Below are 13,985 nucleotides of genomic sequence, written 5' to 3'. Positions count from 1 at the left end.
ACGTCTTTACTCGCCTTTGATCGGCTTGAGCTGATCGATAGGCCAACGCGGATAGGCTTTCACACCCAAATCCATCGTTTCTTGGTTTTTCAGTCGCTGCATACCGGCAAACGCAATCATCGCTCCGTTATCGGTACAGAACTCGGTGCGTGGGTAGAATACTTCTCCCCCCATTTTCGCCATCATGGTTTCCAGCTGCTCACGCAAGTGCTTGTTTGCACTCACACCACCGGCAATCACCAAGCGCTTGAAGCCTGTCTGCTTCAGGGCACGCTTACATTTAATCGCTAGCGTATCAACAACCGCTTCCTGAAACGCATAAGCGATGTCGGCACGAGTCTGCTCGTCATCATCGTTGGCGCGGATAGTGTTTGCTGCAAACGTCTTCAGGCCAGAAAAACTGAAATCCAGCCCCGGACGGTCAGTCATCGGACGCGGGAAGGTAAAACGACCTGCCGTGCCTTTTTCGGCCAAACGCGACAGCAGTGGGCCTCCCGGATAATCCAGTCCCATCAACTTGGCGGTTTTATCAAACGCTTCACCGGCCGCATCGTCAATCGACTCACCCAGAATTTGGTATTCGCCAATGCCCTTCACTTCCACCATCATGGTGTGACCGCCAGACACCAGTAGCGCTACAAACGGGAACTGAGGCGGGTTATCTTCCAACATCGGTGCCAACAAGTGGCCTTCCATATGGTGTACCGCGACGGCTGGCAGATCCCAGGCATACGCTAGGCTGCGGCCAATAGTCGCTCCGACAAGCAGTGCGCCAACAAGCCCAGGGCCTGCTGTGTATGCCACTCCGTCCAAATCTGCAGGCGTCAAACCGGCATTGTTAAGCGCTTCCTTGATGAGCGGAATCGTCTTCTTTACATGGTCACGCGAGGCCAGTTCAGGCACGACGCCACCGTAATCGGCGTGCAGTTTTACCTGGCTGTAAAGTTCGTGTGCCAATAGGCCTTTTTCATCATCGAAAATAGCCACACCTGTTTCGTCACAGGAGGTTTCGATGCCCAGTATACGCATAACAACCTCTATACTTATGGTAATTGGGGGCCATACTACCGCCCTTGACAGAAATTAACCAGTTCGGGGTTGCAGAATGCTTTACAAATGCCCCCAGATCAGATTAGAATTTCGCACCATTTTTAATCAGCTGACACTTTATTGAACGTCAGCATTAACCGAATCACTCTGAGGTGAGTATTACATGCCAGTAATCAAAGTACGTGAAAACGAACCGTTTGACGTAGCACTACGTCGTTTCAAGCGCTCTTGCGAAAAAGCAGGTATCCTTTCTGAAGTACGTCGTCGTGAGCACTTCGAAAAGCCTACTACTGTACGTAAGCGTGCGAAAGCAGCGGCAGTTAAGCGTCACCTGAAGAAATTGGCTCGCGAAAACGCGCGTCGCGTTCGTCTGTACTAATCTGCTGATTAACAGAAGGAACGTGTTATGACCCTGATTGAACGTCTTAAAGACGAACAAAAAGCAGCGATGAAAGCCAAAGACAAACCTCGTCTTGGCACAATTCGCTTGGTAATGGCTGCCATTAAACAGCGTGAAGTTGATGAAAAGATCACTCTTTCCGAAGACGACGTGCTGGCAGTGTTGACCAAAATGGTAAAACAACGCCGTGACTCTGTTGCTCAATTCGAAGCAGCAGGCCGTCAAGATCTTGCTGATGCAGAGCTTGCTGAGATCACAGTTCTGGAAGAGTTCATGCCACAGCCGCTGACCGACGACGAAGTCGCCGCTCTGCTGGATGAGGCTATTGCTGCGACCGGTGCTGCCAGCATGCAAGACATGGGCAAACTGATGGGCGTGTTGAAACCACAGGTTCAGGGTCGTGCCGATATGGGTAAAGTTAGCCAGCTGGTGAAAGCCAAGCTAGGTTAATCCCTACCCTATTTCTGCAACAAGCCGTGCTATCCGTTACCGGACTGCGCGGCTTGTTCGTATTTACTGCTCCATCAGTTTTTATTCAACGATGGCAAATCAAAGTGCTATTATCATTTATCTATAACACTTTGATTTGACACTCCATTCCAACGCAAGCAGGTATCACCACTCTATGGCTGGAAAAATCCCACGTACCTTTATCGATGATCTCATCTCTCGGCATGACATCGTGGATATTGTGGATGCCAGGGTAAAGCTCAAGAAACAGGGCAAAAACTTTGGTGCCTGCTGCCCGTTCCATAACGAAAAGACCCCGTCATTCTCTGTCAGCCAGGAAAAGCAGTTCTACCACTGCTTCGGCTGTGGCGCCCACGGTAACGTCCTTGATTTCGTGATGGAATTCGACCGCTTGGAGTTTGTCGAAGCCATCGAAGAACTTGCTTCACAGCTAGGTCTCGAAGTGCCGCGCGAGCAAGGCAGCGGTGGTGGCCAATCCGGTGCCCGCAGCAAAGAAAAACTTGGCCTTTATGAGATGATGGGACAGATCTCCCAGTTCTACCAAGGCCAGCTGCGTACCCAGGAAGGCCAGGTGGCGATTGACTACCTCAAGGGACGCGGGCTTTCCGGTGAAGTGGTCAAAAAGTTTGGTATCGGCTTTGTACCGGATCAGTGGGATCAGGTTCGCAACCGCTTTGGCCGCGATATGCAGGCCCAACAGGCGCTGGTTAGCGCCGGTATGCTGATCGAAAATGACAACGGCAGACGCTACGACCGCTTCCGTGGCAGGGTGATGTTCCCGATTCACGACCGTCGCGGCCGGGTGATCGGCTTTGGTGGCCGAGTCCTGGGTGATGGTACCCCGAAGTACCTCAACTCACCGGAAACGCCGATTTTCCACAAAGGGCGTGAGCTCTACGGCTTGTACGAAGTACTGCAAGCTCATCGCGAGCCGGAAAAACTATTGGTTGTCGAAGGCTATATGGATGTCGTTGCCCTGGCCCAGTTCGGGGTCGACTATGCCGTGGCCTCGCTGGGTACCTCGACCACCGGTGACCATATCCAAATGATGTTCCGCCAGACCGGCACCGTAGTATGTTGCTACGATGGTGACCGTGCCGGCCGTGACGCAGCCTGGCGTGCGATGGAGCAAGCCCTGCCGTATCTCAACGACGGGCGCCAGCTCAAATTTATGTTCTTGCCCGACGGCGAGGATCCCGACACCTATATCCGCCAATACGGCCAGGAAGGGTTCGAGCAGCAAGTCGATCAGGCCATGACCCTGTCGGATTTTATGTTCAGCACCTTGCTGCAGCAGGTGGATACCAGCAGCAACGAGGGCAAGGCCAAGCTTAGTACCCTTGCCGTTCCGCTGATCGACAAGGTACCCGGCGGCACGCTGCGCCTCTATTTGCGTGAGATGCTTGGCAGAAAATTGGGATTGCCCAACGAAGAGCAATTGCAACAGCTAATCTCAAAACAAGGAGCTGAGGCGCCGAAGAAAGCCGGCCAGCCGGAAATCAAACGTACCCCGATGCGTGAAGTTATCGCCTTGCTGATCCAGAACCCGGATTTTGTAAATAGCCTAGAATTTGATATGGCCGCATTTGAAGGGATTGATGTCGCTGGACTAAATTTATTGATAACAATAGTTGAAAAGTGTCGGGCCAACCCCAATATTAAAACTGGACAACTCCTAGAGGGTTGGCGCGGAAGCAAAAGTGAAGGGATGCTGGCACGTCTGGCAGCCTGGGAACTGCCTCTTGCCAAAGAAGAGGACAACACTCTAGATGTTTTTCTTGACGCAATGGACAAAGTCATTGACCAGTGCGTTAAACAACAAATCGAAAAGTTGCAGGCTAAATCGAGAACCGTCGGCTTATCAGTCGAAGAGAAGCGGGAATTGCAGTTGCTGATACTCAACCGTCCCGGCTAGTAAGTAGTCATCAATTAAGAAATTTGTTATAATTATTGGTTTGCATCTCTGCATACTACTATTCTCAATCAGACCCTAAGTTGGATATCGTCTATGGAGCAAAATCCGCAGTCACAGCTAAAGTTACTTGTTGCTAAAGGCAAGGAACAAGGCTATCTGACCTACGCCGAAGTAAATGACCACCTACCAGAGGACATCGTCGATTCTGATCAGGTGGAAGACATCATTCAGATGATTAATGACATGGGTATTAAGGTGGTTGAAACTGCCCCTGATGCCGATGATCTGATGATGACAGAAGACAATGCGGACGAAGACGCGATTGAAGCCGCGGCCCAGGCCCTATCAAGTGTAGAAAGCGAAATTGGCCGCACCACTGACCCAGTACGTATGTACATGCGTGAAATGGGTACAGTAGAACTCCTTACCCGCGAAGGCGAGATTGATATCGCAAAGCGCATTGAAGATGGTATCAACCAGGTTCAGTGCTCTGTTGCCGAGTACCCAAGCGCCATCGCCTACTTGCTTGAGCAGTTTGACAAGGTAGAAGCAGAAGAGCTTCGCCTGACTGATATCATTTCTGGTTTTGTCGACCCGAATGAAGAAGAAACAGCTGCACCAACAGCAACGCACATCGGCTCTGAGCTAAGCGAAGCAGATCTTGAAGATGAAGATAAAGATCTGGAAGAAGATGATGATGCCGATGAAGAAGAAGAAGATACTGGTATTGATCCAGAGCTAGCTCGTGAAAAGTTCAACGACCTGCGTATTGCCTATGACAATATGGCCTTGGCGATTGATACTCACGGCCGCCAGGATCCAAAAACAGCGGTTGCTGTTGAAGAGCTATCTGAAATCTTCAAGCAGTTCCGTCTGATCCCTAAACAGTTCGACAAACTGATCAGCTCTCTACGCGAATCGATGGACAAGGTTCGTACCAACGAGCGCCTGATCATGCGTATGTGTGTCGACAACAGCAAGATGCCGAAGAAAACGTTTGTAAGCCTGTTTGCCGGCAACGAAGCCTCTTCGGAGTGGATTGACGAAGCACTGAACTCGGGCAAGCCTTACGCAGAACGCCTGAAAACATACGAAGAAGATCTTCGTCGTGCTACAACCAAGCTAAGTATTCTGGAACAAGAAACTGGCTTGTCTATCGAGCGTATCAAGGACATCAGCCGTCGCATGTCTATCGGTGAAGCGAAAGCCCGCCGAGCGAAGAAAGAGATGGTTGAAGCAAACTTGCGTCTTGTAATCTCGATTGCCAAGAAATACACCAACCGCGGCCTGCAGTTCTTGGATCTGATCCAGGAAGGTAATATCGGCCTGATGAAAGCGGTAGACAAGTTCGAATACCGTCGTGGTTACAAGTTCTCGACCTATGCGACATGGTGGATCCGCCAGGCAATCACGCGTTCTATCGCTGACCAGGCGCGTACTATCCGTATCCCTGTTCACATGATCGAGACAATCAACAAGCTGAACCGTATCTCTCGCCAGATGCTTCAGGAAATGGGCCGCGAGCCATTGCCGGAAGAGTTGGCAGAGCGTATGCAGATGCCTGAAGACAAGATCCGCAAGGTACTGAAGATTGCCAAAGAGCCGATCTCGATGGAAACCCCAATCGGTGATGATGAAGATTCGCACCTAGGTGATTTCATTGAAGATACCACGCTTCAGCTGCCTATGGATGCCGCTACCGCAACCAACCTGCGTATGGCAACCAACGACGTTCTGGCTGGCCTGACGCCACGTGAAGCGAAAGTACTGCGTATGCGTTTCGGTATCGACATGAACACTGACCACACCCTTGAGGAAGTGGGCAAGCAGTTCGACGTTACCCGTGAGCGTATCCGTCAGATCGAAGCCAAAGCACTGCGTAAGCTACGCCACCCAAGCCGTTCAGACGTTCTGCGCAGCTTCCTGGATGAATAAGCACGCACTCAAATAGCATGACTAAAAACGGGCCCCATGGCCCGTTTTTTTATTTCTTCCTTCTTACCATCAAACACTTACTTATCCCATCACCAGTTAGCAGGCAGGAACCTTTAACTGCCTAAAAAGCAAGCAAAACAACCACTTTATTCGCTAGACAAGCCGACAGCCTTCCCATATAATTTCACGCATTCGGCCCCTTAGCTCAGTGGTTAGAGCAGGCGACTCATAATCGCTTGGTCCCCAGTTCAAGTCTGGGAGGGGCCACCACTTCTCTTGTGGTAAAGAATTCAGAAAAGCCCGATGAGGAAACTCATCGGGCTTTTTGCTTTTCTGGTATCCACATAACGAGCATTCTTTCGCATAACTTGCTGCAACCTTAACCTACTAACAACCTTGTTATTTATTTTTCCCTCCTAAATAAATCATCAATTGATAAGAAACAAAAAAAATCTGTGAAATATGTAGATAATCTCACCCTCTCTTTGAGCAGGCGTTAAAAATTTGCGCACTATCACAAGGTGATTAAAGAGATTGACTATGTTAGTATATGCCCCTTGTTTGACCTGCTGATTTATGTAAGGCAGACATACAAGCGTCATGCGACTACAGTATAGTCATGACAACTTGCCAATAACCTTCTCGGTGAACGGCAGCTTTGGCTCACAGAGATGCCTTACAAAAGCAACACCACTGCTTTTGTAAGGCAATATTTTTGAAAAAATTTGTATTATCACTGGTGATAGCTGGACGAAAGTTACATTTTTTTGAGGTCCGCCACACTTTGTAGGCGTATTTCAACATCAATGGCACTTCGTTTTCGGGTATAACACTGTGAATCAAATTTCCCTTGGGTAAAAGTTCGTCCGGAGACCATTCTCAATGAAAAAGACCAAGATCGTATGTACGATTGGACCTAAAACTGAATCTGTAGAAATGCTTACTAAGCTAGCTAACGCTGGCATGAACGTAATGCGCCTAAACTTCTCACACGGTGACTTCGCTGAGCACGGCCAGCGTATCCAGAACCTACGTGACGTTATGGGTGAAACAGGTAAGCAGCTTGCGATTCTTCTAGACACTAAAGGTCCAGAAATTCGTACTATCAAGCTTGAAGGCGGTCAAGACTTTTCTCTTGTTGCTGGTCAGGAGTTCACGTTCACAACTGACACTTCTGTAATCGGTAACCAAGACCGCGTGGCGGTAACTTACCCTGGCTTCGCTAAAGACCTGGCTAAAGGCAACACTATCCTTGTTGACGACGGCCTGATCGAAATGGAAGTACTAGAAACCACAGACACTGAAGTTAAGTGTAAAGTACTTAACAACGGCGACCTAGGTGAAAACAAAGGTGTTAACCTACCTGGCGTTTCTGTGAAGCTTCCTGCACTGTCTGAAAAAGACAAAGCTGACCTAGTATTCGGTTGTGAGCAAGGTGTTGACTTCGTTGCAGCTTCTTTCATCCGTAAAGCGTCTGATGTTAAAGAAATCCGTGAGCTACTAGTGGCTAACGGCGGCGAGAACATCCAGATCATCTCTAAGATTGAAAACCAGGAAGGCGTTGACAACTTCGACGAAATCCTAGAAGCATCTGACGGTATCATGGTTGCTCGTGGTGACCTTGGTGTTGAGATCCCAGTTGAAGAAGTTATCTTCGCTCAGAAGATGATGATCGAGAAGTGTAACCGTGCACGTAAAGTGGTTATCACTGCAACTCAGATGCTTGACTCTATGATCAAGAACCCACGTCCAACTCGTGCAGAAGCGGGTGACGTTGCGAACGCAATCATGGACGGTACTGATGCAGTAATGCTATCTGGTGAGTCTGCGAAAGGTAAGTACCCAATCGAAGCGGTAACTATCATGGCTCAGATCTGTGAGCGTACTGACGCTGCTCTAAAAGCAGAGCTTGGCTCTCGCCTAGACAGCCCTCGCCTACGTATCACTGAAGCAGTTTGTAAAGGTGCTGTAGACACGTCTGAGAAGCTAAACGCACCTCTTATCGTAGTAGCAACTGAAGCAGGTAAGTCTGCACGTTCTGTACGTAAGTACTTCCCAACTGCAAACATCCTAGCTGTTACAACTAACACTAAGACTGCTGCTCAGCTAGCACTAACTAAAGGTGTTACACCAGTCGTTGTTGAGTCAATCGACAACACTGATGCGTTCTACGGCCGCGGTAAAGAGCTTGCACTAGAAACTGGTCTAGGCGCTAAAGGCGATATCGTTGTTATGGTATCTGGCGCGCTAGTTCCTTCTGGTACAACTAACACAGCTTCTGTACACGTACTATAAGTGTTATTTCGCTGATTGTTAAAACGGGAGCCTCGGCTCCCGTTTTTTATTTGCTAACTGTGCTGCTGATTTCATAACCATCCATCACGCTGAACTGTGATGACCTCTCACAATTATGAAACTTTGCGATCGCACTCGATTTTTTTCCTCGATATACTTCACTCTGCAGTATTCCCCCCAAGCATACCCTTATGGACTTAACTTAGCGGGTAGCACTGCTTATTCTGAGCTGAAACCACACAATGAGGAAGAACGTGTCCAGCCCTACCCTTGCCGATAAAGTCATGGAAATGATCCGCCAGGATATCTTGACGGGTGAACTCTCTCCCGGCCAAAAACTGGTTGTTGCCGATCTTAAACAGCGATACAACGTCGGCGCATCTCCGATCCGCGAAGCCCTCGTCCAACTGGCCTGGCGTAAGTACGTCCACTTTGCGCCGCAAAAAGGATGCTGGGTAGCCGATGTTTCAGCCGCCGAACTGGAAGATTTATTCGATACCAACCAAGAACTCTCAAAGATCCTGCTGCAACGCGCGATTGAACAAGGTGATGAAGCATGGGAAATCAATATCCTTACCAGCTTCCACAAGCTCAGTAGACTTAACCCTGCAGAGGCCAATACCGATTTTTCAGAATGGGAGCAAAGGCACAGCGACTTTCATCACGCCCTGCTTGCCGGCAGCCAGTCGCCAACAATGCTGGCACTATATCGTCAGGTGTATGAGCAAATCGAACGCTATCGCCATATCTGGGTAAGCAAGCACCGCCAATATGAAGAACGATACCATGACAACGGTGAGCATGAGGCAATGATGAAGGCCGTGCTGGATCGCAATACCGAGCAGGCACTGGCGATTATGGCCTCCCATTCAGAGCGCGCCTTGGAAATGATTAAGGGCGATCTCGAATAGTCCAAGTGGTACTACCAGAAAATTTCCTTGTGATGAGTGTTAAGCAGTAGCACAGCCAGCAAGAAATATAGCGCGCTGACATTGAAGCCGAGCAAGAACAGGCTAAGCACTGTCAGCCTTGCCAAAAATTTACGGTTCATCATTTCCCCCCTGTGCCATACCACCCGATTGGCACCTGACCTTATTAGACTTTAGTCTAATAAGGTTTGATTTTCAGGGAGACAAATAGACAAAACCCGGTGACAAGCACCGGGTGTGTTAAGGCTGAGACATACTATTTCGCTGGGCTTAGGCTTTCAGCGCCCGCTCACCCCGGGCAATACCGACCACGCCACTGCGTGCCACCTCGATAATCTCCGTCGCTTCACCGACAGCTGCAATAAAGGCATCTAGCTTCTCGCTCGCCCCTGCCAGCTGAACGGTATAGATCTGGCTTGTCACATCAACAATTTGGCCTCGGAAAATATCCGCAGTACGCTTCACTTCCGCACGGGCAAAACCGCTCGCCTTCACTTTGACCAGCATCAGCTCACGCTCGATGTGCTCGCTTTCAGTGACGTTACTGACCTTGAGGATATCAATCAGCTTGTGCAGCTGTTTCTCAATCTGCTCCAGTGCTGCGTCATCCTCAACGTTGGTGGTAATATTCAAACGGGACAGCGTTGAATCATCGGTAGGAGCCACGGTCAACGATTCAATGTTGTAGCCACGCTGGGAGAATAACCCGACCACCCGTGACAATGCGCCCGGCTCATTTTCAAGAAGTACTGATACAATCCTGCGCATATTAAGTTCTCTCCGTTTTACTCAGCCACATTTCACTCATTGACCCACCGCGGATCAACATTGGGTAGACATGCTCTGTCTCATCGACACTGATATCGATAAACACCAGCCTGTCTTTCAGCGCCAGCGCTTTTTCCAGCTCATCTTCCAGTTTGTTCGGATCGGAGATCCGTACCCCGACATGGCCATATGCCTCGGCAATGGCAGCAAAATCAGGTACCGAGTCCATGTAGGAATGAGAGTGGCGGCCTTGGTAAATCATGTCCTGCCACTGCTTTACCATTCCTAAGAAACGGTTGTTGAGGTTGATGATCTTAACCGGGATATCGTACTGCAATGCGGTGGAAAGCTCCTGGATATTCATCTGGATACTACCATCACCGGTTACACAGACCACCTCGGCATCAGGCAGAGCAAACTTCACCCCCATCGCGGCTGGCAAGCCAAAGCCCATGGTGCCAAGACCACCGGAGTTGATCCAACGGCGAGGCTTATCAAACGGATAATACAAAGCGGCGAACATCTGGTGCTGGCCAACATCCGAGGCGACGTAGGCATCGCCGTCAGTCAGCCGGTGAAGCACCTCAATCACTTCCTGCGGCTTGATACGCTCGTTATCCTTTTTGTAGCTCAGGCACTGGCGCCCGCGCCAAGATTCAATTTCGCTCCACCAGCTATCAATGGCAGCATCATCGTTTTGGCCATTTTGCTCATCAAGCATTTTCAACATGCAGTTAAGCACCGTATCGGCCGAGCCAACGATCGGAATATCTACTGCAATGGTCTTGGAAATAGATGACGGGTCGACGTCAATGTGCATGATGGTTGCATTCGGACAGTACTTCTCGACATTGTTGGTGGTACGGTCATCAAAGCGTACCCCGATACCGAAGATCAGATCCGAGTTGTGCATGGCCATATTGGCTTCGTAAGTGCCATGCATCCCCAGCATACCCAGGTTGTTCTTGTGCGAACCAGGGAAGGCACCCAAGCCCATCAGGGTATTGACCACCGGGATATTCAGGCTTTCTGCCAGCTTGAGTAACTGCGGGCTACAATCTGCCATAATCGCACCGCCACCCACGTACAACACAGGTTTCTTGGCCGCTAACAGGGCTTTTAGGCCGCGCTTGATCTGCCCCTTGTGCCCTTGCGTCGTCGGATTGTACGAGCGCATCGCAATCGACTCAGGATATTTATACGGGAAGCTCTCAGCCGGGTTGAGCATATCTTTAGGGATATCGATAACCACAGGGCCTGGACGGCCGCTCGAGGCGATATAGAAGGCTTTTTTGATGATCTCTGGGATGTCTTCAGGCTTTTTCACCAAGAAGCTGTGTTTGACGACAGGACGGGAGATCCCCACCATGTCACACTCCTGGAAGGCATCGTTACCGATGAGGTTACTCATGACCTGGCCGGAGAGCACGACCATTGGAATGGAGTCCATATAAGCGGTAGCAATACCGGTAATGGCGTTGGTTGCTCCGGGGCCGGATGTCACCAGCACCACGCCAACATCACCAGTGGCACGGGCATAACCATCTGCCATATGCACTGCCGCTTGCTCATGACGGACCAGTACGTGCTCGATATCGCTTTTCTCATGCAGCGCATCGTAGATATCAAGTACTGAACCACCAGGGTATCCGAAGATATGTTTCACGCCTTGATCGATCATCGAACGAACGATCATATCGGCGCCGGACAACATTTCCATATTTCTGCCTCCAGGTCGCGTATACCACCCTGCATAGCTAATTCATTCCAAACCTCATGCTAGCGGCCTGATCCCATCTGTTTGACTGGAGGGACAAACAAACTGGGCATCAGCACGGGTTGCGCTAGCCTGACTCAGGAAATACAGCGACCAGAGTACCTGGTGCCTCAATTAGCTATACAGGCTGATATAACATAGTTAGGGCTTATTTTTAGCCTAATAAAATGAAATCGTGCTTTCATGCTATGTCACCTACTCGGGTCATAACCCGAGCAGTAAACCGCAACAACTGTAACGTTTTTTTAGCAACTAAGTCTATTGGTTAAAGGCAGTTAACTCGTATCCTCTAAAATGAGCAAATATCCATCAAGATCATCACGGAACGTGCTACAGATTGCAGAATATATTCCTCTTAATAACCGACAAATTCAGAATGTTTAACTGTTCGAACCAGAACATGTAACCGAAAATAGATAGTCGCCAAAATGACGTCAAAGGCATGCTAACCGCCAAGGGGTGAGCATCAGGCATAAAAAAGGAGAGCCGCGGCTCTCCTCTTGAAACAAGTTCAGCTAATTCAGCAGTAGATTCAGCAATATTACTTCGTCGCTGCTTTATGGCTCTCTTCGTACATACGTTCAATTTGCTGATGGTAGCGATCCTGGATCACTTTACGACGCAGTTTCTGGGTCGGGGTCAACTCACCTTTATCCATCGAGAACGCGCTTGGCAGCAGGGTAAACTTCTTAACCTGCTCGAAGCGTGCCAGATCTTTCTGTAGCTCGACCACACGCTTTTCGATCAATTCGATGATCTGGCTGTGCTTGACCAGCTCCATGCGATCCTGGTACTTGATGTTGAGCTCACGGGCATGCTCTTCCAAGGTTTCGAAACAAGGAACAATCAGGGCCGAGACAAATTTACGGGTATCAGCAATCACCGCGATCTGCTCGATGAAGTGATCTTTACCAATCGCGCCTTCGATCACCTGCGGGGCAATATACTTACCACCCGAGGTCTTCATCAGCTCCTTGATACGGTCGGTAATAAACACATTACCTTTCTCATCAATATGACCGGCATCACCGGTTTTCAGGAAGCCGTCTTCTGTAAAGTTCTTGGCGGTCTCTTCCGGCATGTTGTAGTAACCACGCATAACCATCGGACCACGGACCAGAATTTCGTTGTTCTCGCCAATCTTCACTTCCGCACCCGGCATCGGCATCCCGATAGAATCCGGATTAAAGCAGCTATCATCCCAGCACGATACTGTTGCAGTAGTCTCGGTCATGCCGTAGCCCAGCTTGACGTTGATGCCGATAGCATGGAAGAAGCGGCCGATGCTCTCATCCAGCTTAGCGCCACCACACGGCATAAACTTGATGTTACCGCCCAGAATAGCGCGCAGCTTCGACAGCACGAGCTTGTCTGCTAGGGCATGGCTTTTCTTCAGCATCCAGGATGGCTCACGGCACTCCTGATGCGCCAGTGCCATACGGGCGCCCATATTCACCGCCCAAGTAAAGATCACCTTGCGCTGGAAAGGCGCACGGGACACTTTGTCGTGGACAGTTGAGTAAATCTTTTCGTAGACCCTAGGCACTGCCGCCATCACATTCGGCTTCACTTCGGCCAGAGCTTCTTTAAGCAGGTTGGTATCAGACAGGTAGCAGTTCACACCGCCGCGGTGTAGGACATAGAAAGTCCACGCGCGCTCAAAGACATGTGACAACGGCAAGAAACAAAGCGATACATCGCCTTCTTCCAGAGCCAGCTTCTGGTCGTGGCCTTCAATCTGCGAGGCAATATTGCTGTAGTCCAGCATCACCCCTTTTGGCGTACCGGTCGTGCCTGAGGTATAGATAAGCGTCAGCAGATCGTCCATTGCCGCTTCATCAACACGCTGGGTCAGGGTCTGAGTTGGCGCAGAATCAGCAGCGGCAAGGAAGTCTTCAAAACGGATCACCAACGGATGTTCGGTCAGGTTTTCTACCTCACCCATCACCACTATATGTTCCAAATCAGGGCAGTCTGCCGCAACCGATACTGCAGCATCCAGCTGAGCCTGCTCGCCGACAAACAGAATACGCACGCCAGCGTCGTTAATGATGTACGCGGCTTGCTGTGGAGTATTGGTTGGATAAATTGGGACAGTTACAGCTCGGTTGTACAAGGTTGCGAAGTCAGCCACTGTCCATCGCGGCATATTGTTGGAGAAAATACCGACTTTGTCTTGGACATTAAGACCATGTCCAATCATTGCCAGTGCTAGTTGTTGGATCTGATCGCCAAACTCAGTCCAGCGGATATCTTGCCATTGACCCGCCACTTGGTGGCGTAATGCAACCTGGTCACCTAAACGCTCAACTTGAGAACGAATGCGGTTGACGATATGAAATTCACGTTTAGCCATAACTACTCTGCCATTCGGGCTTACACCTGTAAGCCTATTCCGCTGGGGAGTCTACCCGTGACGCAGGGAAAAAGGCAACTCTGTGACCT

General features: G+C 49.8%; 11 protein-coding genes and 1 tRNA gene. 7 read left to right on the top strand and 5 right to left on the bottom strand.

Translation table 11 applies throughout. The features are described from left to right. Positions 1-6 precede the first annotated feature (6 nt). Entirely contained in the window at positions 7-1,029 is a 1,023-nt protein-coding gene (gene tsaD / locus ACXAD4_RS16615; protein WP_317523847.1) for a tRNA (adenosine(37)-N6)-threonylcarbamoyltransferase complex transferase subunit TsaD, read from the bottom strand. Positions 1,030-1,213: 184 nt separating this feature from the next. Here tsaD and rpsU point away from each other — a divergent pair, with 184 nt between their 5' ends. The 7 genes from rpsU to ACXAD4_RS16580 all read left to right on the top strand — a co-directional run bounded on the left by rpsU (position 1,214) and on the right by ACXAD4_RS16580 (position 8,977). Next, a complete protein-coding gene (gene rpsU, locus ACXAD4_RS16610; protein WP_005301411.1) occupies positions 1,214-1,429 on the top strand; it encodes a 30S ribosomal protein S21 in 216 nt (71 codons plus the stop codon). A gap of 27 nt (positions 1,430-1,456) precedes the next feature. Beyond that, complete coding sequence (locus ACXAD4_RS16605; protein ID WP_317523860.1) at positions 1,457-1,900, top strand: GatB/YqeY domain-containing protein; 444 nt, start codon at positions 1,457-1,459, stop codon at positions 1,898-1,900. A 175-nt stretch (positions 1,901-2,075) separates the two neighbouring features. Beyond that, positions 2,076-3,836, top strand: coding sequence for a DNA primase (gene dnaG, locus ACXAD4_RS16600; protein WP_475242875.1), 1,761 nt, complete (start codon positions 2,076-2,078; stop codon positions 3,834-3,836). A 93-nt stretch (positions 3,837-3,929) separates the two neighbouring features. Further along, positions 3,930-5,771 (top strand): RNA polymerase sigma factor RpoD, encoded by a 1,842-nt coding sequence (gene rpoD, locus ACXAD4_RS16595; RefSeq protein ID WP_475242874.1) that lies wholly within the window; start codon positions 3,930-3,932, stop codon positions 5,769-5,771. Positions 5,772-5,965: 194 nt separating this feature from the next. Next, positions 5,966-6,041, top strand: a tRNA-Ile gene (locus ACXAD4_RS16590). 612 nt (positions 6,042-6,653) lie between these two features. Beyond that, positions 6,654-8,066, top strand: coding sequence for a pyruvate kinase PykF (gene pykF / locus ACXAD4_RS16585; protein ID WP_475242873.1), 1,413 nt, complete (start codon positions 6,654-6,656; stop codon positions 8,064-8,066). Positions 8,067-8,308: 242 nt separating this feature from the next. Further along, on the top strand, positions 8,309-8,977 hold the full coding sequence (locus ACXAD4_RS16580; RefSeq protein WP_475242872.1) for a GntR family transcriptional regulator: 669 nt from the start codon (positions 8,309-8,311) through the stop codon (positions 8,975-8,977). Positions 8,978-8,988: 11 nt separating this feature from the next. Here the strand turns inward: ACXAD4_RS16580 and ACXAD4_RS16575 are convergent, their stop codons facing one another. The 4 genes from ACXAD4_RS16575 to ACXAD4_RS16560 all read right to left on the bottom strand — a co-directional run bounded on the left by ACXAD4_RS16575 (position 8,989) and on the right by ACXAD4_RS16560 (position 13,896). Next, a complete protein-coding gene (locus ACXAD4_RS16575) occupies positions 8,989-9,117 on the bottom strand; it encodes a hypothetical protein (protein WP_261396954.1) in 129 nt (42 codons plus the stop codon). Between the two features lie 148 nt (positions 9,118-9,265). Continuing rightward, the gene (ilvN, locus tag ACXAD4_RS16570; protein ID WP_317523877.1) at positions 9,266-9,763 is read right to left on the bottom strand and encodes an acetolactate synthase small subunit; all 498 of its coding nucleotides are present in this window, start codon (positions 9,761-9,763) and stop codon (positions 9,266-9,268) included. A 1-nt stretch (position 9,764) separates the two neighbouring features. Further along, entirely contained in the window at positions 9,765-11,483 is a 1,719-nt protein-coding gene (locus tag ACXAD4_RS16565) for an acetolactate synthase 3 large subunit (RefSeq protein WP_475242871.1), read from the bottom strand. Between the two features lie 598 nt (positions 11,484-12,081). After that, positions 12,082-13,896 carry an AMP-dependent synthetase/ligase gene (locus ACXAD4_RS16560; RefSeq protein WP_475242869.1) on the bottom strand — a complete coding sequence of 605 codons (1,815 nt, stop codon included), beginning with the start codon at positions 13,894-13,896 and terminating at the stop codon, positions 12,082-12,084. Positions 13,897-13,985 lie beyond the last annotated feature (89 nt).

The sequence above is a fragment of the Photobacterium sp. AWH4_225 genome (genome assembly GCF_056158405.1).
This window is presented reverse-complemented; position numbering and strand designations above follow the sequence as displayed.

What these genes read in the sequence shown, in the direction of transcription:
- tsaD (WP_317523847.1), bottom strand. Translation starts at nt 1,029, where the DNA reads ATGCGTATACTGGGCATCGAAACCTCCTGTGACGAAACAGGTGTGGCT.
- rpsU (WP_005301411.1), top strand. Translation starts at nt 1,214, where the DNA reads ATGCCAGTAATCAAAGTACGTGAAAACGAACCGTTTGACGTAGCACTA.
- ACXAD4_RS16605 (WP_317523860.1), top strand. Translation starts at nt 1,457, where the DNA reads ATGACCCTGATTGAACGTCTTAAAGACGAACAAAAAGCAGCGATGAAA.
- dnaG (WP_475242875.1), top strand. Translation starts at nt 2,076, where the DNA reads ATGGCTGGAAAAATCCCACGTACCTTTATCGATGATCTCATCTCTCGG.
- rpoD (WP_475242874.1), top strand. Translation starts at nt 3,930, where the DNA reads ATGGAGCAAAATCCGCAGTCACAGCTAAAGTTACTTGTTGCTAAAGGC.
- pykF (WP_475242873.1), top strand. Translation starts at nt 6,654, where the DNA reads ATGAAAAAGACCAAGATCGTATGTACGATTGGACCTAAAACTGAATCT.
- ACXAD4_RS16580 (WP_475242872.1), top strand. Translation starts at nt 8,309, where the DNA reads ATGAGGAAGAACGTGTCCAGCCCTACCCTTGCCGATAAAGTCATGGAA.
- ACXAD4_RS16575 (WP_261396954.1), bottom strand. Translation starts at nt 9,117, where the DNA reads ATGAACCGTAAATTTTTGGCAAGGCTGACAGTGCTTAGCCTGTTCTTG.
- ilvN (WP_317523877.1), bottom strand. Translation starts at nt 9,763, where the DNA reads ATGCGCAGGATTGTATCAGTACTTCTTGAAAATGAGCCGGGCGCATTG.
- ACXAD4_RS16565 (WP_475242871.1), bottom strand. Translation starts at nt 11,483, where the DNA reads ATGGAAATGTTGTCCGGCGCCGATATGATCGTTCGTTCGATGATCGAT.
- ACXAD4_RS16560 (WP_475242869.1), bottom strand. Translation starts at nt 13,896, where the DNA reads ATGGCTAAACGTGAATTTCATATCGTCAACCGCATTCGTTCTCAAGTT.